The organism is Clostridia bacterium, from assembly GCA_028698525.1.
Classification (GTDB): domain Bacteria; phylum Bacillota; class Clostridia; order JAQVDB01; family JAQVDB01; genus JAQVDB01.
This window is the reverse complement of record JAQVDB010000047.1, coordinates 1-15856: the sequence shown is the minus strand read 5'-3', so window position 1 is coordinate 15856 and position 15856 is coordinate 1. Positions and strand designations below refer to the sequence as shown.

Below are 15856 nucleotides of genomic sequence, written 5' to 3'. Positions count from 1 at the left end.
TAAACTATTTTAAAGGAGGGCTGGGGGTTTTGAAAAAATTTTTTAGAGGCCCGGGTTTTTATATAGTGATTTTAGTCGTTATTATATTGATAGCCCAATTATTGGGAGGCCCGCCCAAACAAACAAAGACTATTAATTATACTGAATTGCTCAATGAGATATCAAACAATAATGTGAAAGAAGAGTTAACTCTTACAGGACACGTAGTAACAGGCAAGCTAAAAAATGATATTGAATTTTCTGCATATGTTCCATCGGTGGAAATATTCATGCAGGAAGTTCAATCTTATATAAATGAAGGGAAGTTAAATTTTAAGGCTCAACCTGAACCTGAACCTGCATGGTGGGTAAGCATACTTCCATTCGCTATCCTTCTTGTATTGTTGCTAGTTTTTTGGTTTGTTTTTATGCAGCAGGCTCAAGGCGGAGGAGGCAAGGTAATGTCATTCGGTAAAAGCAGGGCTAAGATGCATACCGATGATAAAAAAAGAGTGACGTTTTCCGATGTTGCAGGTGCTGACGAAGAAAAAGAGGAACTCAAAGAGATTGTTGACTTTCTAAAATCGCCTAAACGATATGTGGAGCTAGGTGCTAGGATTCCTAAAGGTATCTTATTGATGGGTTCTCCGGGAACTGGAAAGACATTGCTTGCAAGGGCTGTTGCAGGGGAGGCTGGTGTACCATTTTTTAGCATAAGCGGCTCTGATTTTGTTGAGATGTTCGTAGGTGTAGGTGCAGCAAGGGTTAGAGACCTTTTTGATCAGGCTAAGAAAAATTCCCCCTGTATAGTATTTGTAGATGAAATAGATGCTGTGGGAAGACATAGAGGAGCAGGTCTTGGAGGGGGACATGATGAGAGGGAACAGACTTTAAATCAATTATTGGTTGAGATGGATGGATTTGGAGTAAATGAAGGTATAATAATAATTGCCGCTACCAATAGGCCTGATATACTGGATCCTGCTTTGCTTAGACCGGGAAGATTTGACAGACAGGTAGTGGTTGGAGTTCCTGATGTTAAAGGAAGAGAAGAAATACTGAAGATACATTCAAGAGGAAAACCTCTTGCTAAAAGTGTGGATCTCAGCGTATTGGCTAAGAGGACACCAGGATTTACAGGTGCGGATATAGAGAATCTAATGAATGAGGCTGCCATTTTATCGGCAAGAAAACACAAGAAAGTTGTCGAAATGGAGGAGTTGGAAGAGGCGATTACCAGAGTTATTGCTGGTCCTGAAAAAAAGAGTAGAATCATGAGCGATAAAGATAAAAAGCTTGTTGCATACCATGAGGCAGGCCATGCAGTTGTTGCAAAGCTCTTGCCTAATGCTGACCCGGTACACCAAGTATCTATAATACCTCGTGGCAGGGCAGGAGGATATACTCTTACATTGCCTGAAGAGGACAAATATTTTATATCTAAAAGTGAGCTGATGGATGAAATTGTTCAGTTGCTGGGAGGAAGAGTAGCTGAAAGCCTAGTATTGAATGATATCAGTACAGGCGCGTCTAACGACATACAAAGGGCTACCAATATAGTAAGAAAGATGGTAACCGAATATGGCATGAGCGAGAATCTAGGACCGATCACTTTTGGCACAAAGCAAGACGAGATATTCTTAGGCAGGGATTTTAGCCAGAATAAGGATTATAGCGAAAAGGTAGCTGCCTTGATAGATGAAGAGATAAAGACTATAATAGAAAATGCTTACAGAAAAGCTGAAAGATTGCTTAAAGAAAATATAAACAAACTTCATAATGTTGCTCAAAGTCTTCTTGAAAGAGAAAAACTTGACGTGGAAGAGTTTGAGGAAGTATTTGCAAGTGCATAATAAAAATCGAAAAAGTGGGGTATTTAATTTATTAAATGCCTCATTTTTTTACACATTTTAAGAAAGATGAGGTGTAAAATGTATGGATTTAGGCATAAATAAGGGTATAAAAGGTAGTATAGAAATGGAAGTGAATAAGGAACATACTGCTGCAGAAGTAGGTAGTGGTGCTGTAGATGTCCTTGCTACCCCAGTTATGGTGACGATTATTGAAAAGGTTTCAGCTGATACGGTAAAGGAACTGCTGCCTGAAGGATATACTACTGTTGGCACTGAAATAAACGCTAAACACATAGCTCCAACTCCCTGCGGTCTAAAAATAAGAGCAGATATCCAAATCGTTGATGTGGATGACAGGGAGATAACCTTTGTAGCAGATGTTTTTGATGAGATTCAAAAAATAGGTACTGCAGTGCATAAGAGATATATTGTGAACTCAGCTGAATTTATCCAAAAAGCACAAGATAAGATATTGAGAAAATAATAGATGAGAAGGATGGGAGCTTTTATGTATAATATCAGAGTAATAAATATAAGGGATATTGCAGATGCTAAAGAGACCATCAATAAGATAGGAGTTATGCCGGAATCAACTAATTCCCTTGCAGGGAAGGCTGTTCATTTTACCATAAAAATTGAAGGGGTTGCTCCTATAGCTGCAAATATCTTAAAGCAAGAGATATTATCAAAGGGTGGAGACGCTGCTATAAATAAAGGATGTGTGAATTTATCGATAAAAAACACAGATGTGCTGCTTATGGGTACATATAGGCAGCTGAATCAGTTGGTATATAAATTAAAACTCCAACCCTTCGGCCTCAAGGATGTAGCCAACCAGATAAAGCAAACTATCGATCTATATAAAGAGTATTCGCCTAGGAAACTATCCTGCGGAAATCAAGGGTTTATACTAGGAGAACGCACTTTATTGATGGATGTACTCAATATACATAATTATCAAGAGCAAAATCAAGTGATGTCTGTGGCTGAAAAGATTAAAAATAAAGGCGCAGACATTATTGAAATAACTTGGGAAGGTGATACCGATAAGGAATTTGCTTTAGAATCAGTAGAACAGATACATGATCACCTCAAAATACCTATATGTATAAATGTGTATGATGAATGTTTGCCTGAATTGATAGATAAAGGCGTATCAGTATTCAATTTTGTTATTGATCAAGACCAATTTAAAAACATTTCTAGTATTGCTGCCCAGAAAAACAAGTGTATAATTATAGTTCATGGTGATACATTGCGTATCGATAGGGATATCATATCTCAAATATATGATTTTATTAAAAAAAGAATTAAAATTGCATTGGATGCAGGTGTCAGCGATGATAATATAGTTATAGATCCAGGAATAGGATTATGCAAAAATGCTGCACAAAGCATAGAAATATTGAATAGGCTAGAAGAGTTCAAATCATTAGGCTATCCTATAATGATAGGTACCTCTCGTCAGCCACTGATAGGAGATACCTTCATTGATGAGCAAAATCACATCGAGGGCATCGCTCCTGTTATCACAATGGCGATAGCCAAAGGAGTTGATTTAATAAGGGTCCGGGGGATAGATAATATTTGCAAAGTGGTAAAGGTGGCCGATACTATAGCAAGAAGCTGAAAGGAGTTTTTTTATGAAACAATCATATGAAGACTTTAAAATAAGATTTGATTATAACAATATGATGAAAGAATTCGTAGGCGATGGAGGTATAACGTTTGAAGAAATAGAATCGATGGAGCAGGACATAAAAAAAGCACATAGGGAGATTATACAAAAACGCCAGGGCAATGTGTTGGGATTTATGCAGTTGCCATACCAACAACAATTAGCAAAAGAGATAATGGAATTTTCTAAAAGTATAAAAGAGAAAATAGACAATTTTGTTGTATTGGGAATAGGAGGGTCAGCATTAGGCAATATAGCGCTGAATTATGCGATAAACAAGCCTTATTATAATCTATTGACAAAAGAACAAAGGAAGGGATGCCCCCGCTTATTCGTACTGGATAATATCGATCCTGAATTTATTTCAGGATTTTTGGAAATACTCGATTTAGAGAAAACTGCCTTTAATGTGATCACAAAATCCGGTGGTACCAGTGAGACCATGTCTAGTTTCATGGTATTTAGAAAGGCCCTTATTGACAAGATAGGTGAACAAAGGGCCCGGGACAGGATCATTGTAACAACTGATAGCAAAAAGGGAAGCCTATTAGAAATTTCAAAGAAATACGGGTATAAGGCCTTTTACATACCTGAAAATGTAGGCGGTAGATTTTCAGTATTGAGTCCTGTAGGCCTTCTTTCAGCAGCAGTATGTGGCATAGATATAATGCAATTGCTTGATGGGGCAAAATATATGGACGAGATATGCAAGGGCGATGATGTCTTTAAAAATCCGGCCTATATGAATGGATTATTGCATCATATTGCAATGAAGAAAGATAAAAACATATCGGTAATGATGCCGTATTCACAGTCGTTAAAATATATATCTGACTGGTATAGCCAATTATGGGCGGAGAGTTTGGGGAAAAAGTATGATATAAAAGGGAATATAGTAAATACCGGTCAGACTCCTGTAAAAGCATTGGGAGTTACCGATCAGCATTCACAAATACAATTATACAACGAGGGCCCTAACGACAAAGTTATTACTTTCATACGGGTGGAAAACTTTGAAGATACAGTAGAAATACCTAATATGTTCGAGGATATGGAAAATGTTTCTTATCTGGGCGGGCATACTATGAACCAATTGATAAATTATGAACAGAGGGCTACTGAAATAGCTGTTACAAAAAGTGGCAAGTTGAATTGTACAATAATACTTCCGGAAATAAATGAATTTACTATAGGTCAGCTGTTATATATGTTTGAACTTGAAACGGCTTTTGTAGGAGAATTGTTGCAAATAAATGCATTCGATCAACCTGGTGTGGAAGAAGGCAAGAACGCAACATATGCCATGATGGGTAGGCCGGGTTATCAAGATAAAAAGGCTGAACTGGATAACATGCCACGTAAAAAGAGTAAATATATTATATAGAACAAATAAATGGTGAAGAGTACAAAGAGGATGGCCAGCTGACTGTCCTCTTTGTCTTTTTTTATTTGTGATGAACATTTATATAGTAGTATGAATATAATATTTGTATAATATTATATATATCGGAGTTGATAATATATGATGGAATTCCCATATAGGCAATGTCCTCCAGGAACAAGACCATATGTAATAAGAGCCGGGGATACACTATATAGCCTTGCTAGACGTTTTAATACTACAGTTGGGGCTATAATGTCTGCCAATCCTTCAATAGACCCGATGTCTTTGCGGGTAGGACAGAGAATCTGTATTCCTATGCAGCCTATTTATCCCCCCTGTCCTGAAGGAAATTACTACATTATAAGAGCCGGAGATACGCTTTATTCAATAGCACGTAGATTTAATGTATCATTAGATGATCTTCTTGAGGCAAATCCGGGTATAGACCCAAGAAGGCTTTTTATAGGGCAAGTAATATGTATACCATCTGCGGCACCTCCCCCAGCTTGTCCTCCAGGTTCAACGGAATATGTCATAAAACAGGGAGACACTTTTTATAAGTTAGCTCAACAATTCAATGTAACAGTGCAGGCTTTGATAGCTGCCAATCCCGGTGTGAATCCCAATGCTTTGCAGATAGGGCAGAAGATTTGTATACCACCTGCAGCACCTTCCCCAGCTTGTCCTCCAGGTTCAACGGAATATGTCATAAAACAGGGGGATACTTTTTATAAGTTAGCTCAACAATTCAATGTAACAGTGCAGGCTTTGATAGCTGCCAATCCCGGTGTGAATCCCAATGCTTTGCAGATAGGGCAGAAGATTTGTATACCACCTGCAGCACCTTCCCCAGCTTGTCCTCCAGGTTCAAAAGAATATGTCATAAAACAGGGAGACACTTTTTATAAGTTAGCTCAACAATTCAATGTAACAGTGCAGGCTTTGATAGCTGCCAATCCCGGTGTAAACCCCAACGCTTTACAGATAGGCCAGAAGATTTGTATACCGGGATAAACAACAACATAAAAAGATACAAAGCAATTTTGTATCTTTTTATGTTATTATATTCTTAAATGATTGCATTATATTAAAGCAGATTACATTGGGGAGGATAATTTTGATAGATAAAGTTTTAGGAATACTAAAGCAGAACAAAGGAAAATATATTTCGGGGGAAAAGATAAGCGATGATATAGGTGTTACTCGAGCAGCTGTGTGGAAGCATATAAACTCTTTGAGGGAGCAGGGATATATAATAAAATCTTCCCCTAACAAAGGTTATATACTCGTAAGTAGTCCTGATATTTTAGTGCCTTACGAGATAAAGGACAATCTCAATACATCTGTTATCGGCAAAAACATCATTTACCATAAGAGTGTTGACTCTACTAACAATGTATTAAAAAGGATGATAAATACAGAAGAATGTAAACAGGGTACAGTGGCTATAGCAGAACAACAAACAGAAGGAAGAGGAAGGCTGGGGAGATGTTGGATGTCACCGGCATATAAAGGTATATGGATGTCTATTTTATTGAAACCTGAAATAAAAACCTCTGAGGCCCCATTTCTTACATTAGCTTCTGCTGTGGCTGTTGCAGAAGCAATAAGGGATATTACTGAATTAAAAGCAACGATAAAATGGCCTAATGATATAATTATAAACGGTAAAAAAGTCTGTGGTATTCTTACAGAAGTAAACGGTGAGTTAGATATGGTAAATTATGTTATAATAGGGATAGGGATAAATGCGAATGTTGAGCATGATGATTTTCCTGAAGAATTGATAGAAAAGGCTACATCTTTGAAAAATGAGAAAGGAGAGGATGTATGTAGAGCTCATATAGCAAGAAAGGTGATAGAGGGTATAGAAATCAACTATCGTAAATTTCATGTAGAGCAAGGTAGAATTGATATTGTGGATAGATGCAAAAAGTTATCTGCGACGATAGGTAAACAGATCAGGGTAAACGGTTATAATGATAGTTATTATGGAGAAGCAGTGGATATAGATTATCAAGGGAGATTGGTGGTAAAAAAAGAGGATGGTAGTATAGAAAGATTGATTTCTGGAGAAATTTCTGTCAGGGGGTTGGATGGTTATGTTTAACAGGGAGGCTGTTGGATCTATTACAGATATTGAAGGAATTAAAGTTGGACAAGTTACAGACTTTAATGGGATGACCGGGTGTACTGTTGTTGTATGTGAAAATGGAGCGATTGCAGGAGTTGATGTCAGAGGATCAGCGCCAGGGACCAGAGAAACCGATTTGCTTAGGCCGATTAATCTGGTTGAAAAGATACATGCAGTGGTTTTATCAGGCGGCAGTGCATTTGGTTTGGATGCAGCCTGTGGTGTAATGCAATATCTTGAAGAAAAAGGTATAGGCATGGATGTTGGTGTCACTAAAGTGCCTATAGTCACATCTGCAGTTTTGTTTGATTTGGATGTTGGGGATTATAGAATACGACCGGACAGGAAAATGGGTTATATGGCTGCAGCATCGGCGAATAATAGAGCAGTAGAGCAGGGCAATGTAGGGGCTGGAACAGGTGCTACAGTAGGCAAGATATTGGGCGGAAAACACTGTATGAAAGGAGGTATAGGCACATCCAGTATATCATTGGAGGGGGGGATAAAGGTTGGAGCACTGGTGGCAGTCAATTCTTTTGGTGATATTTTCGATTTTAAGGGGAATATCATTGCCGGCGCTGTTGATCCTGATACAGATGAATTTGTAAATACTCCGGATAAGCTTTTAAAAACTTTTAGCCCCAAAGGTTTTAAAAGCAAGAACACAACTATCGGGGTTGTTGCTACCAATGCGATGCTGAATAAAGAACAGGTGAATAAGATGGCACAGTCATCACAGGATGCATACGCCAGGATGATAAATCCTGCGCATACTATGTATGATGGAGATACTATATTCGCACTTTCCACCGGAGATAAGAGCTGTGATATCAATATAATAAATGCTGCCGCAAATAAAGCTATGTGTGATGCCATATTAAATGCAATAAAATATGCAGAATCTATTGACGGCGTTATATGTAGCAGTGATTTTCTAAAACAACGATTGTGATTTAGCATTAAAACTGCTATAATTAATTTGATTATTTAGAGCCAGTATCTTTATATAGAACTGGACTGTAGTATATAAAAATGAAGAATTATTACGTCAGGTATTCTTCAAAAAGAAACTTGAACGGAGGCGTTTTTTATGAAAATTGAAACACGTAAACTTGTTGTAATTTCTGTATTAGGTGCTATATCAATAGTTTTAGGTTTAGCGAATTTAGGTATAATTTATATACCTTTTAGTCCTGCTAAAGCTACTATTCTTCACGTTCCGACTATAATTGGGGCTATAATAGAAGGCCCTGTCGCAGGGGCACTTATAGGTTTGATATTTGGCCTTTATAGTATGTTTGATGCAGTTGTAAGACCCACCAGCGTTCTTTCAGTAGCATTTTTGGATCCTCTTGTCTCGATTTTCCCTAGGATTTTGATAGGAATAACAGCATATTATTCATATTCTGCAATCAAAAGAATATTAAATTTAGATGGTAAGAACGAAAGCATTGCAGTTATTATTTCAGCAGTAATAGGAACATTGACAAATACTGTGGGAGTATTAGGTATGTTGTATTTAAGGCATGCTGCAATTTTTGTAGAAAAGATGGGTATCGATGCAGGATTGGTGGGCAAGACTATACTTGGCATAGCAGCAGTAAATGGAATACCAGAAATAATAATAGCAGCAGTTATTGTAGCAGCAGTTGTGAAAGCGGTGAAGAGATTTGGTTAAAATAGCATTGCGAGAGGATGTTATCTATGATACTTGTAATGGATGTAGGCAATACTAATATTGTATTAGGCTTGTTCCAAGGCGAGAAGCTTATAACTCATTGGAGAATATCTACTCAGATCGGTAGGACGGCAGATGAGTATGGAATTTTGATAAACCAATTGTTAAGACATAATTCTTTAAAGAGAGATAGTATAGAAACAGTTGTGATATCTTCTGTAGTTCCGCCGGCAATGTATTCAATAGAGCGCATGGTGAACAAATATTTTGATGTCCAACCGATTGTAGTAGGACCTGGTATTAAGACAGGCATTAATATAAAATATGATAATCCTAAAGAAGTAGGGGCAGATAGGATTGTAAATGCCCTTGCGGCATACAGTTTGTATGGGGGACCTGTCATAATAGTTGATTTTGGCACAGCTACTACATTTTGTGTAATATCCGAGGAAGGAGAATATTTAGGAGGTGCAATATCTCCAGGTATAAAGATTTCTACAGATGCTCTATTTCAAAGGGCATCAAAACTACCTAGAGTTGAATTAGTAAAGCCGGATAGTGTTATAGGTAAAAATACTATCAACAGCATGCAATCAGGAATTATATATGGATATGTTGGACAAGTTGATTATATTGTAAACAGGATGAAACAAGAGATAAACCATCCTGAGGTAAAAGTTATAGCTACCGGAGGCATGGCTCCACTTATAGCAAGTGAATCAAAAACGATACAAGAGGTGAATTTACTGTTGACACTAGAAGGCCTTAAGATAATATATGACAAGAATAAAGAAAAGTGAGCAAAAGCAACTAGTAAATTTACATTGTTTTTCAACTATGCTATTATAAGTTATATTTAAATTTAAGGTGGGTGCTGGAAATGGAGAGGAATTTCTGGGGCAGGTTGTTTACTTTCGTTGCTACTAGAATTATTATAATAGGTATTTTGATATTAATCATAGTTTTAGCGGGATTTACAGCATATGATACTGCAAGTGCATATTTGATGCTGAACCAAGCTCTTGAGACAAGGGCAGAAGTGGTTATGAAAGATGGGGATGCAACAATGTTGGACAAATATTTTGATAAAAGAATGGATGAGAGTATTATTTTTTTAAATGATAGGTTTGAAGATATTGAAGTAGAAACATATAATTATAATTTGGATACCCAGTGGCTCTTTCCTTGGTTCGGAAAAATAAATGCTACTGTGAAAGAACAGGTAGAGGATATAACCATCAAAGATGCCGGTGAGGGAGTAAGTATACCCCAATGGGATAACGGCCAAAAGAAAGTGAAGATGGAGAAAATCAATGGGGTATGGAAGATAATAGATATAAAAGACGAAGCATCCTAAAAAAGGATGCTTATTTAATGTTCTTCGAGGAGGTGTGCAATGAAGATAGGAAATATTAATATAGAGAACAATATATTTCTAGCACCTATGGCAGGTATTACAGATATGCCTTTCAGATTGATTTGTAAACAACATGGATGTGGGTTGGTGTACAGTGAAATGGTTAGTGCTAAAGGCCTATATTATAATAGTGAAAGAACAAAGCAGCTTCTCTTTTGTGTATCTGAAGAAAGACCGTTTGTGATACAGATTTTTGGTTCACAACCTGATATTATGGCTAAAGCTGTGCAACAGATAGATGTTTTACCGGTAGATATAATTGATATAAATATGGGATGTCCAGCACAGAAAATCGTAAAAAATGGAGAAGGTGCAGCTTTGATGAAACAGCCTGATTTAGCTGCAAAGATTATATATTCGGTAGTCAGTTCAACTGCCAAACCCGTTACTGTAAAGATAAGAAAAGGATGGGATGATGATTTTATAAATGCCGTTGAAATTGCTAAATTGGCAGAACAAAATGGGGCACAAGCGGTTACAATTCATGGTAGAACCAGAAATCAGTTTTATACAGGCAGGGCTGATTGGAATGTGATAAAACGAATAAAAGAGTATATAAGTATTCCTGTTATAGGGAATGGAGATATATTCTCACCTCAAGATGTAAGGCATATGTTAGAGCAAACAAAATGTGATGCTGTAATGATTGGAAGAGGAGCCTTGGGCAATCCTTGGATTTTTGATAGGTCTCTGCATTACATTAAAACCGGTCAGCTACTACCGGAACCATCTCCCCAACAAAAGATAAGCAAGGCCTTGCAGCACCTGGATGCTCATATTAAATACAAAGGCGAAAAGATTGGGGTAATAGAGATGAGAAAACATATATCATGGTATATAAAAGGGATCAGAAATTCCAACAGCATAAAAAATCTGATAAATTCGGTACAGGATAGGGATAGCATGAGGAGGATTCTAATTGATTTTTTAGATACTATTTGATGAAACAAATTTATGACACAAGGGGACAGCCCTCTGGAAATACCAAGCTTTCCTCAAACTTGCTGACGCTCTAACAGTACTTATAAATTACATCTGTTGTAGCTTTAATATCACATAAAATGTATGAGCTATTGAAAATATTGAGAAAATGTAATAAAATTATATGAGCACAGTATGTGCACAAGGAGGGTATTATGGATTTTATAAGGATAGGCGATAAAACCATAAGCATGCCTAAGTTAAACAATAAAATAGAACAGATATTTAATTTAAGGAGTATGGGTATACCCCAACAGGAGGTGGCTGAAAAACTCGATGTTGATAGGAGCTTTATTTCAAAGTTGGAAAGCTTGGGCGAGATAAGGCGAGGAGGGAAAATTGCTTTTATAGGATTTCCTATAGAAAATAAGGATGAAATAAGCGGTGTTTTAGACCAATTGAATGTAGATTTTAAAATAATTATGACGGAAAAAGAAAGGCTGGATTTCATAGAGAAAAAAACTGGTGCTGAGCTGATAAATGAAGTGATGTCTATAGCTGCTGAATTGAGCACATATGATACTACTATAATAATGTGTTCTGATGCCAGAAATGAGCTCATGAAAGCATTTTTGAGTAATGAAATACTGGCTTTTAATATAGGTCACTCTCCTTTGACTAAGGATGTGTATATAGATCCTGAAGTAGTGATGGAAATTATAAAAAAATTACGTAAGGGGTAAATAGTATGAAAAGAGTTGTAAGCGTAAGCGTTGGGTCATCTACGAGGAATGATACCGCTCAAGTAGAGATATTAGGTACAGATTTTTTGATTGAGCGAATAGGTACTGATGGGGATTTTAAAAAAGCAGTAGAGATTATCCAAGAACTGGATGGGAAAGTAGATGCTTTTGGATTGGGTGGACTGGATGTGCATTTGCACTGTAAGAATAGGAAGTATACAATAAGACCTGCGTTGCCTTTAATAAATGCCGCCAAGACTACACCTGTAGTAGATGGTTCAGGATTGAAAAATACATTGGAGCGTAAGTTGATTGATATGCTCATTAAAGAACAGATAGTTGATTTCAAGGGTAAAAAGGTTCTTGTAGTGTCGGGGATGGATAGATTCGGAATGTCGGAAGCATTGGTAGAGGCAGGTTGTGATACAAAGTTCGGAGATCTTATATTTGCGCTCAAAGTTCCGCTTTTAATAAAAAATTTAAATGTACTAAACATATTAGCTATAACACTCATGCCTATACTTTCAAGATTGCCTTTCGAGGTTTTATATCCAACAGGCAAAAAACAGGAACAAAACAATACATCAAAGTATGAAAAATTTTATAATTATGCGGATATTATAGCAGGTGACTTCATATATATAAAGAAATACATGCCTGAGGATATGAAAGATAAAATAATCATCACTAATACTGTAACTTCTAAAGATTTAGAAGAGCTTAAAAAAAGACATGTAAAAATGCTTATTACATCGACACCCAACCTAAACGGAAGATCTTTTGGAACAAATGTCATGGAGGCAGTACTAGTGGCTTTATCAGGCAAGAAACCGGAAGAGCTCACAGCCGATGATTATATTGATCTGCTTCGAAAGATCGATTTTAAACCGAGGATAGAAAGACTAAATTAGGATAGGAGATTTTTGGGCGATGCCTGACTTAAATTTATTAACTTTAAGCCAGTCAGACGAGAGCGTGGTAGCTAGGTTTAAAAATAAAATTTATTCAATGCTTACTGGACGTTATTCAACTAGATTTGATGAACAGTGTATTAAGCTAGGCGATATCAACATACAATATAAATGTATAGATGTAACTGTTCCTAAAATATGTGATGCTGTTTATTTATCAAAAACTTTAGATTTTGTATTGAAGGATGTGAAAGGCTACCTATCTGTTGATAGCTCCTTAAAGATTGAGGATATCAGTGTAGATTTGAGTGCTATCACAATGATAGAGGGCAGAGTTACAAGATGGGCATATCTTTATAAAGCTTTTGAATTTATATGTGATACTTTGCGTAAAGATATCAATGATATAGAAGTTGCTTTTGTCGGCAAAATTGATGATGATGTTATAGAATTGATCTATGCATTTGCCGGGATTTGCAACTTTTTAACTATTGTAACCGATGATGTGATAAAGGCATATAATATGAGGGAAAAAGTTGCACAAAATCAGGGTTTGTCCATAGGAGTGGTAAAAAGAGGCGGTAGAGTTATTAAAGATGCTGATATAGTAATATTAAATGACTCTAGAATAGAAATAGGCTATAACAATGTCAAAAAAAATGCGATAATTTGTTGTTTAAGCGGTGATATAGTAATAGATGCTTATGTTCGTAACAAAGCCATTATCTTTGATGAACTATATATAACAAATGATTATTTGGATGTATTAGACCCCACATATAGGCATAAAAGATATAGTTATAAATTTATTGAAGGTATATTATTTTGTAATAATAAGAATAATATTAAACGATATAAAAGGATACTTTCATACAAAGATTTGCAAAGCATATGGGAACAAGCAGATGAGTATAAATTTATAATTAAGGGAATTTTATATAAAGACTCGCTCATGCCACTGGATAGAATAAAACATAATTATAATTCTTGACATTATATAGAGGGTATCTTATAATTATTAGGATAAATTGATGAAAAATTTTTTAAAATATAGAAGCACTGCAAATGGTAGCGTTACCTATTCAGTGCTTATTATATAATTAAATGGCTATATGATAAATTAAAAGGGGAGAAGTGAAGTGGTGCGAAAGCAGATTATACTTACCAAAGAAGGGTTAGATAAGTTGGAAGGTGAATTAGAGTATTTAAAGACGGTAAAAAGGCTTGAGGTTGCGGCAAAGATCAAAGAAGCTATGTCTTTTGGGGATTTAACCGAAAATTCAGAGTATGATGAAGCAAAAAACGAACAAGCCTTTATAGAAGGCAAGATAATAAAGATTGAGAACATGCTTAAAAAGGCTAAAATTATAGACCAAGACGATATAACTACAGATGTTGTTAGCATAGGCTCTACTGTTAAAGTGTTGGATATGGAATTTGACGAAGAAATAAAGTATACTATTGTTGGGTCTGCAGAGGCAGATCCTATAAATGACAAAATTTCTGATGAGTCGCCAGTGGGAAAGGCTTTGATAGGCAAAAAGGTGGGAGATATTGTAGAGGTCAGTGTACCTGACGGAATAATGAAGTATGAGATATTAGAAATTAGCAAGTAAAACAAATGATATATTCGGGAGGTAAAACTAATGCCAAATGGCAGTGACATAGTAGATTTAAATGAAATATTGAGAATTAGGCGGGAAAAGTTGGATGTACTGCGCAAAGATGGAAAGGATCCATACCAGGTGGACAGATATACAAGGACTCATGAATGCAATTATATAATTGAAAATTTTGAGGAATTGGATGGAAAGACAGTATCAATAGCTGGTAGATTGATGTCAAAAAGAGGTCACGGTAAGGCTGGTTTTGGGGATATTGCTGATAGATCGGGTACAGTACAGATATATGTAAGAGTAAATGAACTCGGTGAACAGGAATATGAGCTTTATAAGACATATGACATTGGAGACATAGTTGGAATAAAGGGGGAAGTTTTTAAGACAAGGAGAGGGGAAATCTCTGTAAAGGCACAGAAAGTAGATTTGCTCTCTAAATCTTTAAGGCCTTTGCCGGAAAAATGGCATGGGTTAAAGGATAAAGATTTAAGATACAGACAGAGATACTTAGATTTGATAGTGAACCCTGAAGTTAGAGATACTTTTATAATAAGAACTAAGGTGATGAGAGAGATAAGGAATTATTTAGATAACAGGGGATATCTTGAAGTGGAAACTCCCATATTACATACCACTGCAGGGGGAGCTAACGCAAAACCTTTTGTAACTCATCACAATGCTTTGGATATAGATATGTATATGAGAATAGCCACCGAACTCCATTTAAAAAGATTAATAGTAGGTGGTTTAGAAAAAGTATATGAGCTGGGAAGAGTTTTTAGAAATGAAGGGATGTCTGTAAAGCATAATCCGGAGTTTACCTCTGTAGAGGTATATGAAGCATATACTGATTATCATGGAATGATGGATTTAACAGAAGGTATGATATCTACCATTGCAGAAAAGGTGCTGGGCACTAAAAAGATAAATTACCAAGGGCAGGAAATAGACCTTACACCCCCTTGGAATAGGATTACTATGGTACAAGCGGTAAAGCAGTATACAGGAATTGATTTTAATAAAATAACAGAGCTTGATGATGCAAAGCAGGCTGCACAAGAAATAGGCCTAGAGGAAGCTAAAGATTATAAATCCATAGGGGAGATAATAAACTATGTTTTTGAGGAAAAAGTTGAGTCTAAACTGATACAACCAACTTTTATAACCGATTACCCTGTTGAAGTGTCTCCATTAGCCAAAAGAATACCAAATAATCCGGATTATACATATAGATTTGAATTATTTATAACGGCTAGGGAAATGGCTAATGCATTTTCAGAGTTAAATGATCCTATAGACCAAAAACAAAGGTTTGAACAACAGGCAAAACAAAGGGCTGAAGGTGATGAAGAGGCCCATATGATGGATGCTGATTTTGTGAATGCGCTGGAATATGGTATGCCGCCTACAGGGGGATTAGGGATAGGGGTGGATAGACTGATCATGTTGCTAACTGATTCCTATTCAATTCGCGATGTGATATTGTTTCCGACTATGAAGCCGTTAGAGTAAAAGGAAGGTATTAATCATATGTTCCTG

General features: G+C 36.4%; 16 protein-coding genes. All 16 read left to right on the top strand.

From position 1 onward, the window contains the following. Nucleotides 1-29: 29 nt before the first annotated feature. The 16 genes from ftsH to lysS all read left to right on the top strand — a co-directional run bounded on the left by ftsH (nt 30) and on the right by lysS (nt 15829). Nucleotides 30-1832, top strand: a complete 1803-nt coding sequence (ftsH, locus tag PHP06_07960) for an ATP-dependent zinc metalloprotease FtsH (GenBank protein ID MDD3840497.1) — start codon at nt 30-32, stop codon at nt 1830-1832. Between the two features lie 82 nt (nt 1833-1914). After that, the gene (locus PHP06_07955; GenBank protein MDD3840496.1) at nt 1915-2316 is read left to right on the top strand and encodes a thioesterase family protein; all 402 of its coding nucleotides are present in this window, start codon (nt 1915-1917) and stop codon (nt 2314-2316) included. Between the two features lie 24 nt (nt 2317-2340). Continuing rightward, complete coding sequence (locus PHP06_07950) at nt 2341-3462, top strand: dihydropteroate synthase (protein MDD3840495.1); 1122 nt, start codon at nt 2341-2343, stop codon at nt 3460-3462. 13 nt (nt 3463-3475) lie between these two features. Next, nucleotides 3476-4894: a glucose-6-phosphate isomerase gene (locus tag PHP06_07945; GenBank protein MDD3840494.1), complete on the top strand. Its 1419-nt coding sequence runs from the start codon at nt 3476-3478 to the stop codon at nt 4892-4894. 138 nt (nt 4895-5032) lie between these two features. Next, nucleotides 5033-5908, top strand: coding sequence for a LysM peptidoglycan-binding domain-containing protein (locus PHP06_07940; protein ID MDD3840493.1), 876 nt, complete (start codon nt 5033-5035; stop codon nt 5906-5908). Between the two features lie 103 nt (nt 5909-6011). Continuing rightward, a complete protein-coding gene (locus PHP06_07935) occupies nt 6012-7004 on the top strand; it encodes a biotin--[acetyl-CoA-carboxylase] ligase (GenBank protein ID MDD3840492.1) in 993 nt (330 codons plus the stop codon). Beyond that, nucleotides 6997-7980: a P1 family peptidase gene (locus PHP06_07930; GenBank protein MDD3840491.1), complete on the top strand. Its 984-nt coding sequence runs from the start codon at nt 6997-6999 to the stop codon at nt 7978-7980. Before PHP06_07935 ends, PHP06_07930 begins: the two co-directional genes overlap by 8 nt. 138 nt (nt 7981-8118) lie before the next feature. Next, on the top strand, nt 8119-8706 hold the full coding sequence (locus PHP06_07925; GenBank protein MDD3840490.1) for an ECF transporter S component: 588 nt from the start codon (nt 8119-8121) through the stop codon (nt 8704-8706). Between the two features lie 26 nt (nt 8707-8732). Next, nucleotides 8733-9506: a type III pantothenate kinase gene (locus PHP06_07920; GenBank protein ID MDD3840489.1), complete on the top strand. Its 774-nt coding sequence runs from the start codon at nt 8733-8735 to the stop codon at nt 9504-9506. Between the two features lie 80 nt (nt 9507-9586). Beyond that, nucleotides 9587-10063, top strand: a complete 477-nt coding sequence (locus PHP06_07915; protein ID MDD3840488.1) for a hypothetical protein — start codon at nt 9587-9589, stop codon at nt 10061-10063. A 39-nt stretch (nt 10064-10102) separates the two neighbouring features. Then, nucleotides 10103-11065 carry a tRNA dihydrouridine synthase DusB gene (gene dusB, locus PHP06_07910; GenBank protein MDD3840487.1) on the top strand — a complete coding sequence of 321 codons (963 nt, stop codon included), beginning with the start codon at nt 10103-10105 and terminating at the stop codon, nt 11063-11065. Between the two features lie 194 nt (nt 11066-11259). Next, a complete protein-coding gene (locus PHP06_07905; GenBank protein MDD3840486.1) occupies nt 11260-11787 on the top strand; it encodes a transcriptional regulator in 528 nt (175 codons plus the stop codon). A gap of 5 nt (nt 11788-11792) precedes the next feature. Continuing rightward, nucleotides 11793-12698 (top strand): quinate 5-dehydrogenase, encoded by a 906-nt coding sequence (locus PHP06_07900; protein ID MDD3840485.1) that lies wholly within the window; start codon nt 11793-11795, stop codon nt 12696-12698. Nucleotides 12699-12717: 19 nt separating this feature from the next. Next, nucleotides 12718-13689: a hypothetical protein gene (locus tag PHP06_07895; protein ID MDD3840484.1), complete on the top strand. Its 972-nt coding sequence runs from the start codon at nt 12718-12720 to the stop codon at nt 13687-13689. 151 nt (nt 13690-13840) lie between these two features. After that, complete coding sequence (gene greA / locus PHP06_07890; protein MDD3840483.1) at nt 13841-14314, top strand: transcription elongation factor GreA; 474 nt, start codon at nt 13841-13843, stop codon at nt 14312-14314. Between the two features lie 30 nt (nt 14315-14344). Then, nucleotides 14345-15829, top strand: a complete 1485-nt coding sequence (lysS, locus tag PHP06_07885; protein MDD3840482.1) for a lysine--tRNA ligase — start codon at nt 14345-14347, stop codon at nt 15827-15829. Nucleotides 15830-15856 lie beyond the last annotated feature (27 nt).

Coding starts and splice junctions, on each gene's coding strand:
- PHP06_07955 (MDD3840496.1), top strand. CDS start 1,915: ATGGATTTAGGCATAAATAAGGGTATAAAAGGTAGTATAGAAATGGAA.
- PHP06_07950 (MDD3840495.1), top strand. CDS start 2,341: ATGTATAATATCAGAGTAATAAATATAAGGGATATTGCAGATGCTAAA.
- PHP06_07945 (MDD3840494.1), top strand. CDS start 3,476: ATGAAACAATCATATGAAGACTTTAAAATAAGATTTGATTATAACAAT.
- PHP06_07940 (MDD3840493.1), top strand. CDS start 5,033: ATGATGGAATTCCCATATAGGCAATGTCCTCCAGGAACAAGACCATAT.
- PHP06_07930 (MDD3840491.1), top strand. CDS start 6,997: ATGTTTAACAGGGAGGCTGTTGGATCTATTACAGATATTGAAGGAATT.
- PHP06_07925 (MDD3840490.1), top strand. CDS start 8,119: ATGAAAATTGAAACACGTAAACTTGTTGTAATTTCTGTATTAGGTGCT.
- PHP06_07920 (MDD3840489.1), top strand. CDS start 8,733: ATGATACTTGTAATGGATGTAGGCAATACTAATATTGTATTAGGCTTG.
- PHP06_07915 (MDD3840488.1), top strand. CDS start 9,587: ATGGAGAGGAATTTCTGGGGCAGGTTGTTTACTTTCGTTGCTACTAGA.
- dusB (MDD3840487.1), top strand. CDS start 10,103: ATGAAGATAGGAAATATTAATATAGAGAACAATATATTTCTAGCACCT.
- PHP06_07905 (MDD3840486.1), top strand. CDS start 11,260: ATGGATTTTATAAGGATAGGCGATAAAACCATAAGCATGCCTAAGTTA.
- PHP06_07900 (MDD3840485.1), top strand. CDS start 11,793: ATGAAAAGAGTTGTAAGCGTAAGCGTTGGGTCATCTACGAGGAATGAT.
- PHP06_07895 (MDD3840484.1), top strand. CDS start 12,718: ATGCCTGACTTAAATTTATTAACTTTAAGCCAGTCAGACGAGAGCGTG.
- lysS (MDD3840482.1), top strand. CDS start 14,345: ATGCCAAATGGCAGTGACATAGTAGATTTAAATGAAATATTGAGAATT.